The sequence below is a fragment of the Bacillus sp. FSL K6-3431 genome (assembly GCF_038002605.1).
Lineage (GTDB): Bacteria > Bacillota > Bacilli > Bacillales > Bacillaceae_C > Lederbergia.
The window spans coordinates 3,126,273-3,143,873 of sequence record NZ_JBBOCT010000001.1; the positions used below are offsets into that span (position 1 = coordinate 3,126,273).

Here is a 17,601-nt window from a genome sequence, read left to right on the forward strand (position 1 = left end):
AATAAAAAAGAATTATCATTGTTTATCTGAAGACGAAATAACTCTAGATTCGGAAGAAATTGATGAAGTAGTTGCCGGTACCATAATTAGGTTATATTTAATGAATTTAAACTCCGAATGATATAGTAATTATGTCATAGGTACATACTACCATTATCTACTTATTATTAAAACTTGTTTTTTCATTTGAAAATTCCTCTAACAACTAACTTTGGTCATTCCCTTGCGATCTAAAATGCTTTTTGATTGTTATTCGTTTTAGCTAAATCCTACTCCACGGCACTATATACATTTTGCCGTTCTTAAGGCATTGAAAATTCAGATAATTAAAGAGTCATAACGGTATTCTAGAATGTGATCCTTTAAAATTTTTATCGACAAATATTCCCTCTTCTAAATGATTTAAGTAAATATATTATACTTCGCCTAGTATATCCTAACTATCTGAACGTATTCTGAACAAAAGTGCATACCCGTTCTTTCCATTTTTCGGTAAGAAAGTAGTCCGCTTGTTTTATATAAGCATCTTTAAAAACATGGTATTCTTGGCAATGATACTAATATATAGCATAATTTACCTATTGTTTCACTTCGCTATTCCCAAGGTAATTGCTTTATTTATGGCATTTGAGCCCTATTACTAATTATAAATGAACCAATTGACATTTTTTTTGCAATTTATTTACTATTCTAAAGAAATTTATTTTACGCATTTATTTAGCATACAGCGTTTAAAAGGTTATAATGTAAATGATCATTTTTTATTAATTAATAAAAAATAGACTAATTGCTATATCAGAATAATTAAAGGAGATTTTTTTCATGTCTGAAGTAAATAAACAGAAAATTGTAGAAAGTGTTCCTCAAAAGGGCTTTTTTGGACATCCAAAGGGATTGTTTACACTTTTCTTCACTGAGTTTTGGGAGAGATTTTCGTATTACGGAATGAGAGCTATCCTTGTTTTCTATATGTATTATGAAGTATCAAAAGGCGGTCTAGGACTTGAAGAGCATACTGCTCTTGCCATTATGTCTATTTATGGATCACTAGTGTATATGTCCGGTATTATTGGTGGCTGGTTAGCTGACAGGATATTTGGAACTTCTCATGCAGTATTTTACGGTGGAATTTTGATCATGCTTGGTCATATTGCGTTAGCAATACCCGGAAGCGTATCTCTGTTCTTTGTTTCTATGGTACTAATTGTTCTTGGTACAGGCCTACTGAAACCTAATGTTTCTAGTATGGTTGGAGATATATACAGTGAATCAGATAATCGCCGTGATGCTGGATTCAGTATTTTCTATATGGGTATTAACCTCGGTGGATTTCTTTCGCCTTTAATTGTCGGAGAAGTCGGAATGAAATATGATTTCCATTTAGGCTTTGGTATTGCTGCAGTCGGAATGTTTTTCGGTCTATTAGTTTTTCTTTTTACGAAGAAAAAGAATCTTGGTCTTGCAGGAACATATATAGCAAATCCGCTATCACCAACTGAAAAGAAAAAAGTATTCACTATTATAGGTCTTGCTTTCGCTCTAATCGCTATTATAATTGCCGTTAGCATTCCATTAGGTCTACTTACAATCAAATCTTTTATTACAATAGTAGGAATTCTTGGTTTCCTTATTCCGACGATCTATTTCGTTGTTATGTATCGCAGTCCAAAAACAAACGATGTGGAACGTTCGCGAATTATCGCTTTTATTCCATTATTTCTGGCTTCCGTTATGTTTTGGTCGATCCAAGAACAAGGATCAACCATTCTTGCCAGTTATGCGGATAAACGTACGCAATTAGAATTTTTAGGCTTTCATATTTCACCAGCTTGGTTCCAATCTTTAAATCCTTTATTTATCATCACTTTAGCACCAGTCTTTGCTTGGTTATGGGTAAAATTAGGTAAACGCCAGCCTTCTATACCTCAAAAGTTTTCGTTGGGGTTATTATTCGCCGGCATATCATTTTTAGTTATTCTATTACCAGCATACTTCGGTGGCGAAAATTCATTGGTAAACCCGTTATGGCTCGTGCTTAGTTACTTTATTGTCGTTATAGGCGAATTATGCCTTTCACCAGTAGGATTATCTGCAACTACAAAATTGGCACCCGCTGCTTTCTCGGCCCAAACAATGAGTTTGTGGTTCTTATCTAATGCAGCTGCCCAAGGATTAAATGCTCAACTTGTTAAATTTTACACACCTGAAACCGAAATGCTTTATTTTGGAATTATTGGTGGAACAGCAATTATACTTAGTGTTCTGCTTTTCTTAGTGACTCCTATCATACAACGTTATATGAAGGGCGTACGCTAATCTAGGCATGATTAAAGACGGGAGATATACATTCTCTCGTCTTTTCGCTTTTATAACGACTATACCATGTTTGTTGTATTTTTCACCGCGATATCAACCTTAGGTTCTGGTACAAAAGCAAGAATAATAATGCCAATAATAAACAGAATAATTAAACTGAACACACCATAAGAAGAGTGGCCAGTCATTTGCGCAGTTACACCAACTAATAATGGCCCCATGATGGAAGCAAACTTTCCAAAAATATTATAGAAGCCAAAAAACTCATTAGACTTTTCCTTAGGAACAAGTTTAGCAAAATAAGATCGACTTAGCGCTTGAATGCCACCCTGAGATGTCCCTACAAGCATAGCTAATATCCAAAAGTCCAATGTTGTCTTTAAGAAGAATGCATAAATACATACAATAATATAAACAAAGATTCCAACATACAACATTTTTTTCCCTGTATACTTTTCCGCCAATTTCCCATATATAATTGCACACGGAGCGGCGACCACCTGTGTTGCAAATAAGATGATCAAAAGGTTTGTGGAAGTAATGCCTAAATCAGATCCATACGCAGTAGACATCGAAATAATTGTTCCAACGCCATCAATATAAAAGAAATAAGCGAGTAAGAATAAAAAGAGTGCCCGGTACTTTCGAATATCTTTAAATGTTTGACCTAGACGCTTAAAGCTATTTATAATCGGTTTAGGTTCACGCTCAATATAATAGATCTGATGAACATTTTTAAATAGCGGAATCGTGAACAATCCCCACCATATAGCGGTAATAAGAAAGGCAATCTGACTTGCTCTTGTAACAGAGACGGGAATCGACTCACTTTGCGCCAAGATGATAATCGCAATACTGATAATGAACGGGATCGTACTACCAATATAGCCCAAACCATAGCCTCGTGCCGAAACTCGATTCATTCGTTCCTCTGACGTCACATCAACGATAAACGCATCGTAAAATACGTTAGCTCCCCAAAATCCTACTGCCGACAATGTGTAACATATTAATAAAAGCAACCACTTATCACTAGGTACAAATGCCAGAATCGCGGTGGCGAGAATACCAACCGTAAAAAAGACAATAAAAAATTTCTTTTTTAATCCTCGATAATCAGCTATTGTCCCTAATATCGGCCCAATCATCGCTAAAATAAATGTCGCAATAGCAATCGTATAGCCTAAATACGCAGTAGAGTTTGCTCCACTAATTCCCGCATTCGTAGCAGCTGCTTTATAAAAGAGTGGAAACACTGCTGTTGTAATAATGATTGAATAAGCGGAGTTAGCCCAATCATATAGCATCCAGCTATTTTCTGTTTTCGTATAACGCTTCATCTTTAGCCCCCCAATACACTATATTTATTAATTGTACAGGAAAACTAGTCTCAATAATTCAAAAAGTCTAAACTTTACATCGTTAATATTTCTTTTACAATTCTTCCATCTGTGACACCAAGGTCTAAACCGAGTAACATAGCAAATGTCGGTCCTTCATCGATAAGATGCATGGCAGGAAGGATTGTATTTTCACGTATTCCTTTTCCAGTTGCCATCAAAATTGTGGTATAGTTTTCTTTTTCAGGAGAATAGCCGTGGCAGGCATGCGTATATCGCTTCGCTTGCACATCTTCCTCCGTAATCCTATCAATAAATGCCCCTTCCAGCCCTTCTGTAAAATAATAGCCTCGTTGAGCTTCGATCATAAAAGCCGAGCTACCATCTGCACCCTTTACGCCTGCTTCTTCACCAGTCAATACCTTTTCAATGCCATTTTTTTTATCCTCGAAAAGGTCTCTTAAAGTTTCTGCAACGATCTTCTTTGTCTTGTCATCTTTTACATAAATATATGCGGACCCATCGCAGCTATTGCAATATGCCTTCCAATCGATTACTTTCCCTCTTTTATTAACATTAATTAGACCTTGCTCACGAAATAGGACATTCAGCTTGACCGCCTTCGATTCATTGAGTGCACTATGATCTCCTATCGCAATAATAGTTGCATTTTCGTAGATACCACCCTCTTTTAACGCTTCGATAATTCGCCCAAGCCGAATATCATGTCGGTGAATTGCCGCATGAGCTTCTGTCGAGGAAAAACCATGTAAATGGCGTTGCGTATCAAGATCAGTAAAATGAACAAGCATTAAGTTCGGTTTCTTCGTTTGAATCGTATGAACAGTAGATTCCAAGACAAATTCATCTAGTTCTGGCTGGTTGAGCCTTTTTCGAATATGTCCGAAACGACGATTCATGTCTAACTGATAAAGGACACTTCCATTCAGTAATGAGACAGGAATTTGATGTTGCCAAGGACGGTTGGCAAAAATTTCGGGCATATGGTAATCAATTTTCCCCTTTGCTGTCACAGGCCATAATAAAGCAGCTGTTGTCATTCCTGCCTTTTTCGCTTCATCATATAATGTGGTACCCTTTATATAACGGCGATGCCAATACCAATCGGGAGACTGTTCTCCTGGTTGTAGAAAAGTGTTATTGATTACGCCATGCCGATTTGGATAATTACCCGTCACGATGGTAGCGTGACAGGGATATGTAACAGATGGATAAATCGTCTCCACATTGTTACAAAAAGATGCTTTTTGCAAAAACTCCTGAAAATGCGGAAGCTCCTTTAACATGGAGAAATCCAATGAAGAGAGGCAATCAAATGAGATAACAATTAAATGATCTGTAAGTCGAGTCATCACAACCTCCGATATTTGTATTATGAAGTTTTCTACAAAACGGATAGACATCCTTTATTTACTTTTCAAGTAAGACTCTTTTAGATTGTCTTGGAAATGTAAAACGCCAGCCTATTATCGTCGTTATTAGTAAAATAACTACATATACATATATTCCATAATTGATTATTGTAGCTAATACATGAATTCCAGCAAACAGGCCAGTTATTAACATGAGAATAATCATAATAGCTGTATTTGAATCCTGAGCAAATTCAAAGGATCGAGAAAAAGGATATGTCTCAATATTGATTAATCGATAGGTAAGAAGTACCTGCACTACCCCTGCCAATAGGACAGCGAGAAGATCCGGAAGAATTCCCATCGAAAAAATCCAAATAAATAAAATACTAAGTAGAAGATAAATAGGTAAATACATTTTTACGAGAAATGCTTTCATTGTGCCACTGTAGACAGAGGATGTCTCTTCAATCGGAGCAGCCCGATAGATCCAACTCCCTTTGTAATTTCCAGAAAACTTTAGCATATGCACAATTGCTGGAATCATCAAATTACAAAAGTAAATAACGAAGAACATTTTACTGCCAGCAAGTCCTGAGAACGAATTCGTTCTCCATTCATTAAATAAAAAGATAAAAGGAAATATAATCGCAAAGCCTAGTGTCGGATAAACCTTCAACTTAAACTCTCTTTCTCGTTTCATCATGAGTGATGCAAACTGAAAAAATACTCTTTCTTCTTTGTTCCTGCATACTATTTTTGCACATAAAGCATCAAGGCCATTTATGCTCCTTTTTTTGCTCGTATCACTTAATAATTTTTGCAAATTGCGCTCAAAAGACGGCATCAATCGGGAATAAATCATAATAGATATAATCGGAATACATAATGCTAGGATCGATAAACCAATAATATAGTTAGAGACATTATGATTCATTAACAATTCGAATGGTGCGCCATACCAAAAAGCTGGTATGAATACATTCCACCAACTAAAAGAATATGTGAAGTCTAGATCGACGAACTCAAAAGATCTTGCAAGGACCTGATAACCAATCAAGATACTAATAGATAATATAATCTGCACATAATTTATAATATCCTTTAGACGTTCACCATTAAAAAAGCGCAAGATAAATAAGTAGATTAATGCGGTCAGCACAACAGTAAACAGGGAAATCAAAACCAGCTCAAATAAAAACAAAAGAGAAAATAAAATCCCTTTACTAAAAAGGCTGACTACTAATGGTATAGCTGCGAACGCACCCGTTAATAGGGACATATATATGACGATGTGAAAAAACTTTGCGGCCCCGATTGTTCTCCGGCTAATTGGCTTCGAATTCAAAATATTTTTATCCCGTACATCCAACAGCACTGAAGAGAAGTCAGATATCATCGATGTCATGAGAATAAACATGACCATTCCAAATACGAGGCTCATTTGAAATATGTAGTTGTTTCCCATAAGAATAAATGGAATTAAAATAAGACCATAAAACGCATATAAACCTAACGACTTTAGAAAATGATTTCCTTCCTTTTTCTTTGACCCATTAAAAATGGTTGGTACCCTTCTCTGATCCATCGTCAACTTTGTTTGCAAAATTTTTCTCATCACAGCATAATCTATTCCAAACCTTATAAATAAACCTTTAAAAGTATCCAACACTTTCAGTGATTGCAAATCATTCATTGGCACATCCCTCTCTGACAGTGGCAACAATGTTTTCAGCAATACTTTTATGCTCATCAAAACCTGTCAACTGATTAAATATCTCCTCAAGTGTCCCTTCTTTACTTCGTTCTTTTAACTCCTCAAAGCTTCCATCCGCAACTATCCTTCCCTCTACAAGTAAGATAATTCGGCTACTGATTTTTTCCACTACATCCATGATGTGCGACGAGTAAAAAATTGTTTTTCCTTGTGCAGCGAGCTGTGCCAGAAGTTCTTTAATAATCATCACACTATTTGCATCTAATCCACTTAATGGTTCATCTAGAAATAATAAATCTGGATCATGCAGTAAACTCGAGATAATTAAAACCTTTTGTTTCATTCCTTTCGAAAAAGAGGATAGTCTGGCATGGAAAACGTCAGCTAATCCAAATTCCTGCATTAGTTTAATTGCCTTTTGCTCCGCTTTCTCTTGTGACAGTCCAAATAACTCACCAATAAATGTTAAATACTCACTAGCAGTAAGATTATCATAAGCTTCCGCATTCTCAGGAACATAGCCAATTTTACTTTTATATGTATGATCCCCACTTGCAATATCCCAGCCGAAGATTTCAACCTTTCCTTGATAACCTTCAACTAATCCAAGCATGACTTTCACTGTTGTGCTCTTTCCCGCACCATTTGGGCCGATATAACCGATAATTTGCCCTTTAAAAACTTCCAAATCGATCCCATTTAACACTTGTTTCCCACCATAACTCATCGTTAAATTGGTCAGCGATAACACTTTTTCCCTTGTCGCATTCATTACGGTCACCTCTATAAGTAATATTGCTATTATTCTAACATTATATTTTACTGTGTGGGGTTCATTCCTTAACATATATTGGATATTTAGTAATTATCCATAAAAAAAGCGCCCTATAAAGTAGTCTTATAAAGGATCTACTCCATAGGGCAATTTTTTAACTAACGATAGCTATTTTACATGTAATTTGTGAATTACAAAAGGCTCGGCAATGAATACGGAGCCACTCGCATGTTGCTGAGTGGCTCGTTAATAAACACTCATTGTTACAGCTCACAGATAATCTCTTAGACTATCGTAATAATACTTATACGTCCATTACGCGGTTGATGACCATTTTTTCTAATTCGGTAACCTCATGATTATCTCTTTCTCTTGGTCTCTGAATGGTGATATTCAAATCCATTGCAATGTTGCCTTCTTCCAATAAAAGGACTCGGTCAGCAAGGGCTATTGCTTCTGCCACATCATGCGTCACTAGGAAAGCCGTAAACTGTTGTTCTTCCCATAGGCTTGAAATCAATTGATGCATTTCTAGTCTTGTAAAAGCATCAAGTGCCCCTAAAGGTTCATCCAATAATAATAGTTTTGGTTTACTAATTAATGCTCTCGCCAAGGAAACCCTTTGTTTCTGCCCCCCTGATAAAACATGCGGCCATTCATTCTCTCTACCTTTTAACCCGACTTGTTCTAGCATGTCAGCTGCCAGTCTTTTCATTTCCGCTTTACCTTTCACCCCATCGACCTTAGCCAATCCCAGTTGAACATTTTCGATAACAGTTAGCCATGGTAAAAGCCTTGAATCCTGAAACATTACGCGTACTTCGGGATTTATTCCTTGGGTGACTTGCCGATCCAACTTAATTTCACCTGTAGTAGGTTTGTCTAAACCGGCTAATAAGCGTAGGAATGTGCTTTTTCCGCAGCCACTTCTACCAACAATCGATAAAAACTCCCCTTTTTGCACAGATAAATCAAGTTGCTTGAGCACATTTACTTCCCCAAATGACTTTGAAATTCCTGTTACATGGAGACCATCCTTTTGTGCTTCCATGTGTTTCACCTCATCGTTTAGCTTTATTTCTGTTTAGCATAACTTGGATGCCATTTAAGTGTTTTTTCCTCAATTAATTTTGCTAAAACATCGGCTAATTTCCCTAATAATGCGTAAATAATAATACTTAAAATAATCACATCTGTTTTCATAAATTCACGGGCATTCATAGCCATATAGCCGATACCGGAATCAGATGCAATCGTTTCCGCTACGATTAGCGTTAACCACATCAACCCTAAGGAATATCGCAAACCAACGAAAATAGACGGGAGCGCCCCTGGTAAAATGATTTTATTGAAGAGTTCTAATGGACTAAGTCCATACACTCTCCCCATTTCTATCAATCCTCGGTCCACTGTGCGGATTCCGTGATACGTATTTACGTATATAGGAAAAAAAACACCTAAGGAAACAAGAAAGATCTTCGCTGTTTCACCAATACCAAACCAAATAATCACTAGTGGTATCAAAGCTAAGTGAGGCACATTTCGGATCATCTGAATCGTCGAATCAAAAAACCTTCCCGCAAATGGAAATAATCCATTCATTAGCCCTAAAATAAACCCAATTCCTCCACCAATCAATAAACCAATCAGCGCCCGGTATGTACTTATACCCATATGATAATAAAGGTCACCAGATTTAAATAATTCTATTGCTGTCAATATAATCGCTGTTGGTGGTGGAAATAACCTTGATGAAATAACTTCATTAGAAGAGCATACTTGCCAAATAAGTAAAAGCACTACTGGAACAACCCACGGTATGATTCCTTCTAACTTAAAAATCTTATTATTCTTCATTTCATTCACCTATTCTAGATTATCTGGAAACCAAGCAGGATCTTCAGTAACCATGTCAGATACTGAAATCTCAGCTTCTATTAATTTTTCTTGTAAAAATATATCGGCTATGTCTTGTTGTTCGGCTACAACTGATTCAGTGATTTTTTGCACGCCATATGTTCTGCGCTCTACTGTTCTTTCAATTGCTTCCAATGGAATACCTAATGAGTCCGCAAGCATTTTAGCTAGTTCTGGTTTATTTTCATTTGCCCATTGGTCTGCTTTCTCCAATTCTTCAAGAATTGTCTTTATTACGTCGCTATTTTTTGTTGAATACTCATCCGAAGCAAAGTAATATGTTCGGTTATTTGTAAATCCTTCGCCATCAAATAGAATCCTCGGACTAATATCATTTTCTAATACAGCAAGGAATGGATCCCAAAAGCCCAACGCATCGACTCGTTCAGATTCAAATGCTGCTCTTCCTTCTGATGCATCTTTTACATAAGCAAAATTAACATCATCTGAAGTGAGGCCTTCCTTTTGCAAGGCTTTCATTAATAGATAGTGAGAATTCCAGCCCTTTCCGATGGAAACCTTTTTCCCTTTCAAATCAGCTGCTGTTTTTATATCGGAATCCCCATGGACGATAATCGCAAGACCCTCAGGATTAGGATGCTCCGATGCAATATAAACTAACGGCATACCTGCCGCTTGAGCGAAAACTGCGTTCGCATCTGCTGCATGACCAAAATCAATATTATTTGTATTTAACGCTTCAAGTAATGCTCCACCTGTAGCGAGTTCCACCCATTCGATTGAAATGTTTTCTTCTTTTAACTTTTCATCTAAATAGCCTAAACTTTTAAGAATATGTAATGTATTCCCTTTTTGAAAACCTATTTTCACCTTTTCTGTAGAATCTGTTGAGGCAGAGTTGGCCTCTGATGAAGTTCCTTTTGGATCATTATTACATCCAGCAAGGACAAAGATGATCGATATCCCTATAAAAATGGACAACCAAGCCTTTTTCATTATTATTTCCCCCTTGAAACAATTAATAAAATCATAATACCATAATTCCAATCCTAATACTATGTTTTATTTTTTACTACATTAAGGATTCTTTCACTTGATTGAATACTTCAAAATACTGGGTCAAATAGGAACCCCACCTTTACTATGTCTATGTATCTTATTAACAATGGGATTTTTTCAAATATCATTACCATTCTAAAATAAACCCCCTCGCTAAAATATAGCGAAGGGATTTATTTCTTTCATATGCCATGATCTCTTTCAACAATCTATATCGCTTGCTGCGCGTTTACAACATTCATTTGTAACTCGTAATAAAATCCTTTTTTCTCCATTAAAATATCATGATTGCCGCGCTCGTAAATCTCTCCGTCTTTAATAACAAGAATTACGTCCGCCTCCCGAATTGTACTGAGTCTGTGAGCGATGACAAAGCTAGTGCGCCCAGCCATTAATGTTTTCATTGCTTCTTGAATTTGACTCTCTGTTCTTGTATCAATGCTACTTGTCGCTTCATCCAGAATTAGTATATCAGGATCTGCTAATATTGCTCGAGCAATCGTTATAAGCTGGCGCTGACCATGACTTAGATTCCCCCCATCTGCTGATAACTCTGATGTGTATCCATTCGGGAGCTTGCGAATAAAGCCATCGGCATTCGCCATTTTCGCTGCTGCAATTACTTCGATATCTGTTGCATCTAGCCTTCCATAACGAATATTTTCCATGACGGAGTCGCTAAATAAAAAAGCATCCTGCAATACAATCCCAATACGCCTCCTCAAGCTGTTACGATCCCACACTTTTATATCTTTACCATCTATCTTAATACTGCCTTCTTCAATATCGTAAAAACGAGTTAATAAATTAACAATTGTCGTTTTACCTGCACCTGTTGGTCCTACAAGCGCGATATGTTGTCCTTTGTCAGCTGTAAAGGAGACATTTTTCAAAACAGGCCCATCTTCTTTTGTATAAGAGAAGGTAACATTTTCAAATTGAATACTACTTTGAATATATGGATGTGACGGACGCTCTTCATCATCATCTTCCTCCACTTCATCCATCACTTCAAATATTCGTTCCGCGCCAGCAATGGCTGATTGTAATAAATTAAATTGGCTCGCTAGCTCGTTAATTGGTCGGCTGAATTGGCGCGAGTAATTAAGAAACGCAACAACAATTCCAATTGTGACAACCTCGCGTAAAGCCATCCAACCACCAATCCCCGCTATAAGAGCAAAGCTTAAATTGTTTATAAAGTTCATGGAAGGACCCATAATACCAGCAAAAATTTGCGCTTTTTTCGTCACATCGCGAAGCGCCCAATTTTTTTCTTGGAATTGCTCAAGTGTCTTCGCTTCTCTACGATATACCTTGATGACTTTCTGACCCGTGACCGTTTCTTCTATAAAACCATTTAAAGAACCAAGCTCTTTTTGTTGATTACTGAAAAATTTCCGCGTATATGATGCCACTTTTTTCGTAGTTAAAATAACAAGCGGGATGATCACCATACTAACGAGCGTTAACCATACATCCATGACGAGCATGAAAATAATGACTCCAACTAATGTCAAGACACTATTAATAAATTGCGCCATACTTTGATTTAGTGTATTCGAGACTGTTTCCATGTCATTCGTGGTTCGACTCATAAGCTCACCATGAGGTGTTTTATCAAAATAGGGAATTGGCAGTCTCTGAATTTTATCAAATAATTCCTTACGCATATCACGTACCGTATGTTGCGATACCGAAGCCATGACATGCATTTGCAGCCAAGAAAAAACAGAACTTGCAATATAAACACCAAGTAACACAAGACATACTGTAACAAGACCATCATAATCACGAGGAACAATGTAACGATCAATGGACATCCCAATTAAATATGGTCCCGTTAACATAAGCACTGCACTAATAGCTGTGAAAATAGTAACTGCAATTAATCCCGTTTTTTGCTTACGTAAATAATTCCAAAGTCTGTACAATGTCTCTTTTGTATTTTTCGCTTTCACAACAGGGCCTGTCGGTATATGGCGTCCTGGACGAATGCTAGGGGTAGGAGCGTTACCATGATTTTGTTTTTCTGCCTTATTAACCATGTAATACCTCCTCCCTCTTCTGCTGTGAAGCGTAAATGTCTTGATATATCTTACTTTCAGCAAGTAATTCTGGATGATTTCCTTCCGCAGCAATTTTTCCATTTTCCATCACAATAATATGATCCGCGTCCACAACAGATGAAATCCGTTGCGCAATAAAAATACATGTTGAGTTGCTCCATTCTGTTTTTAAAGCTTTCTGAATGGCCGTTTCTGTTTTTACATCGACAGCACTTGTACTATCATCTAGTATTAACACGGCAGGCCTAAGTAATAACGCACGTGCAATTGCAATTCTTTGTTTTTGACCACCAGATAAATTAACGCCACGTTGGCCAAGATTTGTCTCATATCCATTCTGCATATTACTAATGAATTCATGTGCATTGGCCGCCTTTGCTGCCGCTTCCACCTCTTCACGAGTAGCAGCTGATTTTCCAAAACTAATATTCTCATAGATTGTGCCACTAAATAAAATAGTTTCTTGTAATACGTAGCCAATTTGTTTTCGCAATTCATCAAACGGGATATCTAATACGTTTTTCCCGTCGATCGACACGGTTCCCCCTGTCGCTTCATAAAGCCCAGGAATTAGTTGAATAAGCGTTGATTTTCCCGCTCCAGCTGCTCCTAAAATCGCCAGTGTTTGCCCCGGCTTTGCTTCAAAGCTAATCGCATCCAGTATCAATGCTTGATCCTTATCATACGTAAAAGAAACATGATTAAATTCAATATGGCCTTGCACATTTTTTAATGGTTCAGCTGATAATATTTGCTTTTCTGCCTCTATCGTAAGTAGTTCATTGACACGATTTGCTGAAGCTTTCGCACGCGAAACAGCCATCATCAGCATGCCTGCCATTAAAAGGGAAAATAATACTTGGGTTACATAATTAATAAAAGCAACAAGCTCGCCAACTGGTAAATTCCCCGCCCATGTTTGCCCCGCACCAAACCAAAGAACAGCAACAATTGTCACATTCATAATGAGCATCATCACTGGCATATTCAACGCCATAATTCGAAATGCTTTGACTGCGAACTCCGTATAATTCGTATTTTGCTCTCGAAACTTCTTTCGTTCAAAATCACCGCGGACAAATGCCTTCACAAGGCGCATCCCGCGTAAATTCTCCTGTAACACGTTATTTACACCATCTAGTTTTTCTTGCACCTTTGAAAATAAAGGAAATGCAAAACGGATGAGTAAAAATAAAACAACGAATAGAAGGGGAATAGATGCAGCTAAAATAAGCGCCAATTTCGGACTGATCATAATCGCCATAATAAGACTTCCAACCGTCAGTAAAGGAGCACGAACAAAAATCTTCAATACCATTTCTACGAAAAGCTGAAGTTGCGTAACATCATTCGTTAACCTTGTAACGAGCTGACCACCAGAAAAGCGATCAAGCTGTTTAAAAGCAAAGCTTTGCACACGGCTATATAAATCTTCACGTAAATCTGCCGCGAAATAAACAGATGCATAACTTGCAAAAATCGTACAACCAACACCCCCAAGTAAACCAATAAATGCGACGAGTAGCATCCAGGCACCTGTTGACTGAACGAGTGATAGGTCCCTTTTCATGACGCCTTCATCTATAATACTCGCCATTAATCGTGGCTGTAATAAATCCATACAAACCTCCAACACCATAAAGAGTGGGGCAAGCAGGACAAAAAGCCAATGTGGTTTTAGATAGCGGATGAGCTTACTCAACCATATCCCCCCTATACCGAGCGTAAGTAATTTCTCTATAAATAGATCAACCTATATCCAATTAAAACTCTTTGTGTCACATCGTGGCTGACTCAACATCCCATTTTCTAATTCTGAGCTATATACCTTCTTGTAGCCTTGTCTAAAACAACCTTTAATCTATTTACCTCTTGTGAAATGTTTACAATTCCGGGATCTTTTACCCCATTATAGGGATCAGTTGCATAGCCAACTGCATTCATCTTCCATATTTCTGTTTCTATTGCATCTCCTAAATGACTATCATTCCGAGAAATATATCTGACCTTTACAGCATCTCTAATCCCTTCCTTCATTCTTTCAAAACGCACGGAACTTCTTGCACCTGGGTATATTAGGAAGGCATCTCCAGACTCCCAAGTTTTAAAATCTGTTGTTTCAAATGGATTCTTTACAAAAGAGTCGAAGGCCCACCTTAAATAGCCATCTGCTTTGTGTCGCATCGTGTCCCATATTACCCATACGCCCTCCACCGGGATGGACCTGATAAAGCTATTTGGGTAATGTCCCACACAATTATAAATCGTTGTCAATAGCCCGAGCTCTCTTCTTCGTTTAGATACATTGATTAATTCCTTACTATCATGTTGTATATGGTATAGTCCTACTGAAATATGATGGATTCTATCTAGTTGTGGATCATTTAGACTGTTGTAGTTCATAGCAGCTGAAATCTTTAGCCTACCATTAGACACTTCTTCAATTAAATCAACTGCCTTTCCCAAATCAGCTAATGGTCTTTCATCATTTGCCATATAAGTTTTATCCAACCAACCCTTTTCATCAAGATGAGGTACAAACGCTTCTAAAAAGGCACGCCACATTTCAGCCCATTTCGGATGATTTACATCAATCTTTTCTATTACATCATTCTTTTTAGCTTCATCATAATATGTAATTTTACTTGCCCAAGAAACCATGCTGTATGCATCAATCTGCTTGTCAATACCTATATCCATCATAAACTTTACCCACATGTCGAAAATTGAAAAATCAAAGTCAAATGTGCCATCAACTTTCCGCACCCACTTCACCATACTGTGATACGGATCATACGTTTGCGAATCCCATGGGTCAGTGGTCACTGTAGTAGTGATTGACTTTTGGCCAGCTGCAGCTAGCATTTCATAATGTGGCCTCATTACATCGAAATGCTTTTGTGACCATAGCTGATCCTCAGGAATATGATTGATTCTTGCAACTGCAAATGGATTCTGCCATAAATCAAGGAAATACGTCCAATCCTTTACTTCAGGTAAAGTAATATCCAGTACTTCTAATTGTATAGTAAAAATCACTTCATCACCCGAAGCTGTATTCACGCTCATTTCCCCAGTGTAGTGACCTGCAACAGCATCTCGCGGAATATCGATGGATACCCAAATAGGCTGCACACTGGTCTCATCCATGTTTATCGGATAGCTGGAAAAAAGAATATCCGGTATAATTTCCTGTGGATTTCCTTGAGAGGGATTCCCTCTTCCCGCTCTGGTTGTTTGAATAAAATTTGCTTTTATACTGGAAGCTTTTATTTTATGATTATAGCTATCTACTAAATCCCCTACGGAAAGGGAAACGCCCTCTTTACCTTCATCGTTCGTCCATAATACAAACTGGGCGCTTGCACGATCACCTTTCCACGCATTCCCTTCCCATGTCACCGCTTTCATTTCTATAACTTCATTAAAATCTACACGCTTATAGTCTTCCTTGTAGGTGTTTTCTTTTACATAATGTGTATCAGTTGTTCCGACAGCGCCTTTTAGAGACGTATTCTTCATTTATTCTTCCTCCTTCATTTCATTAAAATCGCTCCATCGTAATTGGCTAATCCAATATTAACAGCATTCTATGCTAAAAAACAATCCTCTTCCATTTTATCATCAATTCTATTAATTTTATTTTTTCACACTTGACAGAAATAATAAAGAGCTGTAGAGTAATAGCTAATTCAAAACTACATATAATTATTTCTTATCCAGAGAGGTGTAGGGACTGGCCCATTGATACCTCAGCAACAGACTTTTATGTACTGTGCTAATTCCAGAAGCGTAATGCTTGAAGATAAGAAGAGCCGATAGCATAATGCCAAAACCTCTTCTTTTTTCCAAGAAGAGGTTTTTTATTATATCAAAAAAATTAAAATGGAGAGAAGGAATGTAACAATGACAACTACAACTTTAACGAAAGCACCATTCAGAGCGGATCACGTCGGAAGTTTATTACGTCCAGATAATTTGCACAAAGCAAGAAAAGACTTTAAAGAAGGTGCAATTACCGCCGAACAATTACGTGAAGTGGAAACGCAAGAAATTAAACGGATCGTTGATAAGCAAATTGAAGTTGGCTTAGAACTTGTAACAGATGGTGAGTTTAGACGCCGATTTTGGCATACTGACTTTCTCGAGCACTTAAATGGAATAGAAGGTTATATTCCCGAATTAGGATATGTTTTTAACGGAAATGAAGAAACAGAAAGATATAATGTCCGAAACGTTGGAAAGATTTCATTCAATCCTGATCACCCACATGTTAAGGATTTTATTGAATTCAATGAAATTGTTGCTGGTCGTGCCGTTGCCAAACAAACCATTCCAAGCCCTAACCAATTATTTAATGTGGGTATAAGGGATGAAAACATCTATCCCGACATTGAAGAATATGCAGACGATGTTATTCAAGCTTATCGTGATGCGATTAAAGCTTTCTACAATGCAGGCGTCCGTTATTTACAACTAGATGATGTTTATATTGCAGGGCTTTCCTCTCCAGATATTCCTTTTAATGATGGCAAATATACAAGAGAATACTTAATTGATTTAGCTCTCAAAGTAGCAAACAGTGTATTGGAAGGAAAACCAGAAGATTTAGTGGTCACAACCCATCTATGCCGTGGAAACTATCGCTCCAACTGGGCATTTCAAGGTAGCTATGGACTGATCGCCCCTACTTTATTTGCAAAAGAAAAAGTAAATGGCTTTTTCCTAGAATATGATGATGAGCGCTCAGGTGACTTTAAACCATTGGACCATATTCCAAATGGTGGGGCACAAGTTGTTTTAGGCGTAGTCACCTCTAAATATGGAAAATTAGAAGACAAAGAAGTAATTAAAGCACGCATTAAAGAAGCGGCACAATATGTACCATTAGAGCAATTATGCTTAAGCCCACAATGCGGATTCGCTTCCACACATCATGGTAATAAACTAACGGAAGATCAGCAATGGGAAAAGCTGAGGTTTATTGTTGAAATTGCTGAGGATGTCTGGGGAAAATAATCCATCTATTTTATAAAGTTTGTTCAAAAGAGGTTAGGAGTGAAAGATTCCCAAC

At 37.4% G+C, this 17,601-nt stretch carries 12 protein-coding genes and 1 riboswitch; of the genes, 2 read left to right on the forward strand and 10 right to left on the reverse strand.

What is annotated here, in order from left to right; genetic code table 11:
• Window positions 1–822: 822 nt before the first annotated feature.
• Complete coding sequence (locus MHB53_RS15245) at window positions 823–2,316, forward strand: peptide MFS transporter (RefSeq protein WP_340919855.1); 1,494 nt, start codon at window positions 823–825, stop codon at window positions 2,314–2,316.
• 59 nt (window positions 2,317–2,375) lie between these two features.
• Here the strand turns inward: MHB53_RS15245 and MHB53_RS15250 are convergent, their stop codons facing one another.
• From MHB53_RS15250 to MHB53_RS15295, 10 genes are all read right to left on the reverse strand, one after another.
• Window positions 2,376–3,656 (reverse strand): MFS transporter, encoded by a 1,281-nt coding sequence (locus MHB53_RS15250; protein WP_340919858.1) that lies wholly within the window; start codon window positions 3,654–3,656, stop codon window positions 2,376–2,378.
• Window positions 3,657–3,730: 74 nt separating this feature from the next.
• Window positions 3,731–5,029, reverse strand: coding sequence for an alkaline phosphatase family protein (locus tag MHB53_RS15255; protein ID WP_340919860.1), 1,299 nt, complete (start codon window positions 5,027–5,029; stop codon window positions 3,731–3,733).
• A 58-nt stretch (window positions 5,030–5,087) separates the two neighbouring features.
• On the reverse strand, window positions 5,088–6,725 hold the full coding sequence (locus MHB53_RS15260; protein WP_340919863.1) for a hypothetical protein: 1,638 nt from the start codon (window positions 6,723–6,725) through the stop codon (window positions 5,088–5,090).
• Window positions 6,718–7,518, reverse strand: a complete 801-nt coding sequence (locus tag MHB53_RS15265; protein ID WP_340919865.1) for an ABC transporter ATP-binding protein — start codon at window positions 7,516–7,518, stop codon at window positions 6,718–6,720. Before MHB53_RS15265 ends, MHB53_RS15260 begins: the two co-directional genes overlap by 8 nt.
• 307 nt (window positions 7,519–7,825) lie before the next feature.
• On the reverse strand, window positions 7,826–8,572 hold the full coding sequence (locus MHB53_RS15270) for an ABC transporter ATP-binding protein (protein ID WP_340919867.1): 747 nt from the start codon (window positions 8,570–8,572) through the stop codon (window positions 7,826–7,828).
• Window positions 8,573–8,595: 23 nt separating this feature from the next.
• Complete coding sequence (gene ssuC, locus MHB53_RS15275; RefSeq protein WP_340919870.1) at window positions 8,596–9,378, reverse strand: aliphatic sulfonate ABC transporter permease SsuC; 783 nt, start codon at window positions 9,376–9,378, stop codon at window positions 8,596–8,598.
• 9 nt (window positions 9,379–9,387) lie between these two features.
• A complete protein-coding gene (locus tag MHB53_RS15280) occupies window positions 9,388–10,395 on the reverse strand; it encodes an aliphatic sulfonate ABC transporter substrate-binding protein (RefSeq protein WP_340919872.1) in 1,008 nt (335 codons plus the stop codon).
• A gap of 272 nt (window positions 10,396–10,667) precedes the next feature.
• Window positions 10,668–12,506 (reverse strand): ABC transporter ATP-binding protein, encoded by a 1,839-nt coding sequence (locus MHB53_RS15285; protein WP_340919874.1) that lies wholly within the window; start codon window positions 12,504–12,506, stop codon window positions 10,668–10,670.
• Window positions 12,499–14,229, reverse strand: a complete 1,731-nt coding sequence (locus MHB53_RS15290; protein ID WP_340919876.1) for an ABC transporter ATP-binding protein — start codon at window positions 14,227–14,229, stop codon at window positions 12,499–12,501. The genes MHB53_RS15285 and MHB53_RS15290 overlap by 8 nt, the downstream gene beginning before the upstream one ends.
• Before the next feature lie 107 nt (window positions 14,230–14,336).
• Window positions 14,337–16,049 (reverse strand): DUF4091 domain-containing protein, encoded by a 1,713-nt coding sequence (locus tag MHB53_RS15295; RefSeq protein ID WP_340919879.1) that lies wholly within the window; start codon window positions 16,047–16,049, stop codon window positions 14,337–14,339.
• A 190-nt stretch (window positions 16,050–16,239) separates the two neighbouring features.
• A riboswitch (SAM riboswitch) is annotated at window positions 16,240–16,339 on the forward strand.
• A gap of 94 nt (window positions 16,340–16,433) precedes the next feature.
• Here MHB53_RS15295 and MHB53_RS15300 point away from each other — a divergent pair.
• Window positions 16,434–17,546 carry a 5-methyltetrahydropteroyltriglutamate--homocysteine S-methyltransferase gene (locus tag MHB53_RS15300; protein WP_340919881.1) on the forward strand — a complete coding sequence of 371 codons (1,113 nt, stop codon included), beginning with the start codon at window positions 16,434–16,436 and terminating at the stop codon, window positions 17,544–17,546.
• Window positions 17,547–17,601: the final 55 nt, after the last annotated feature.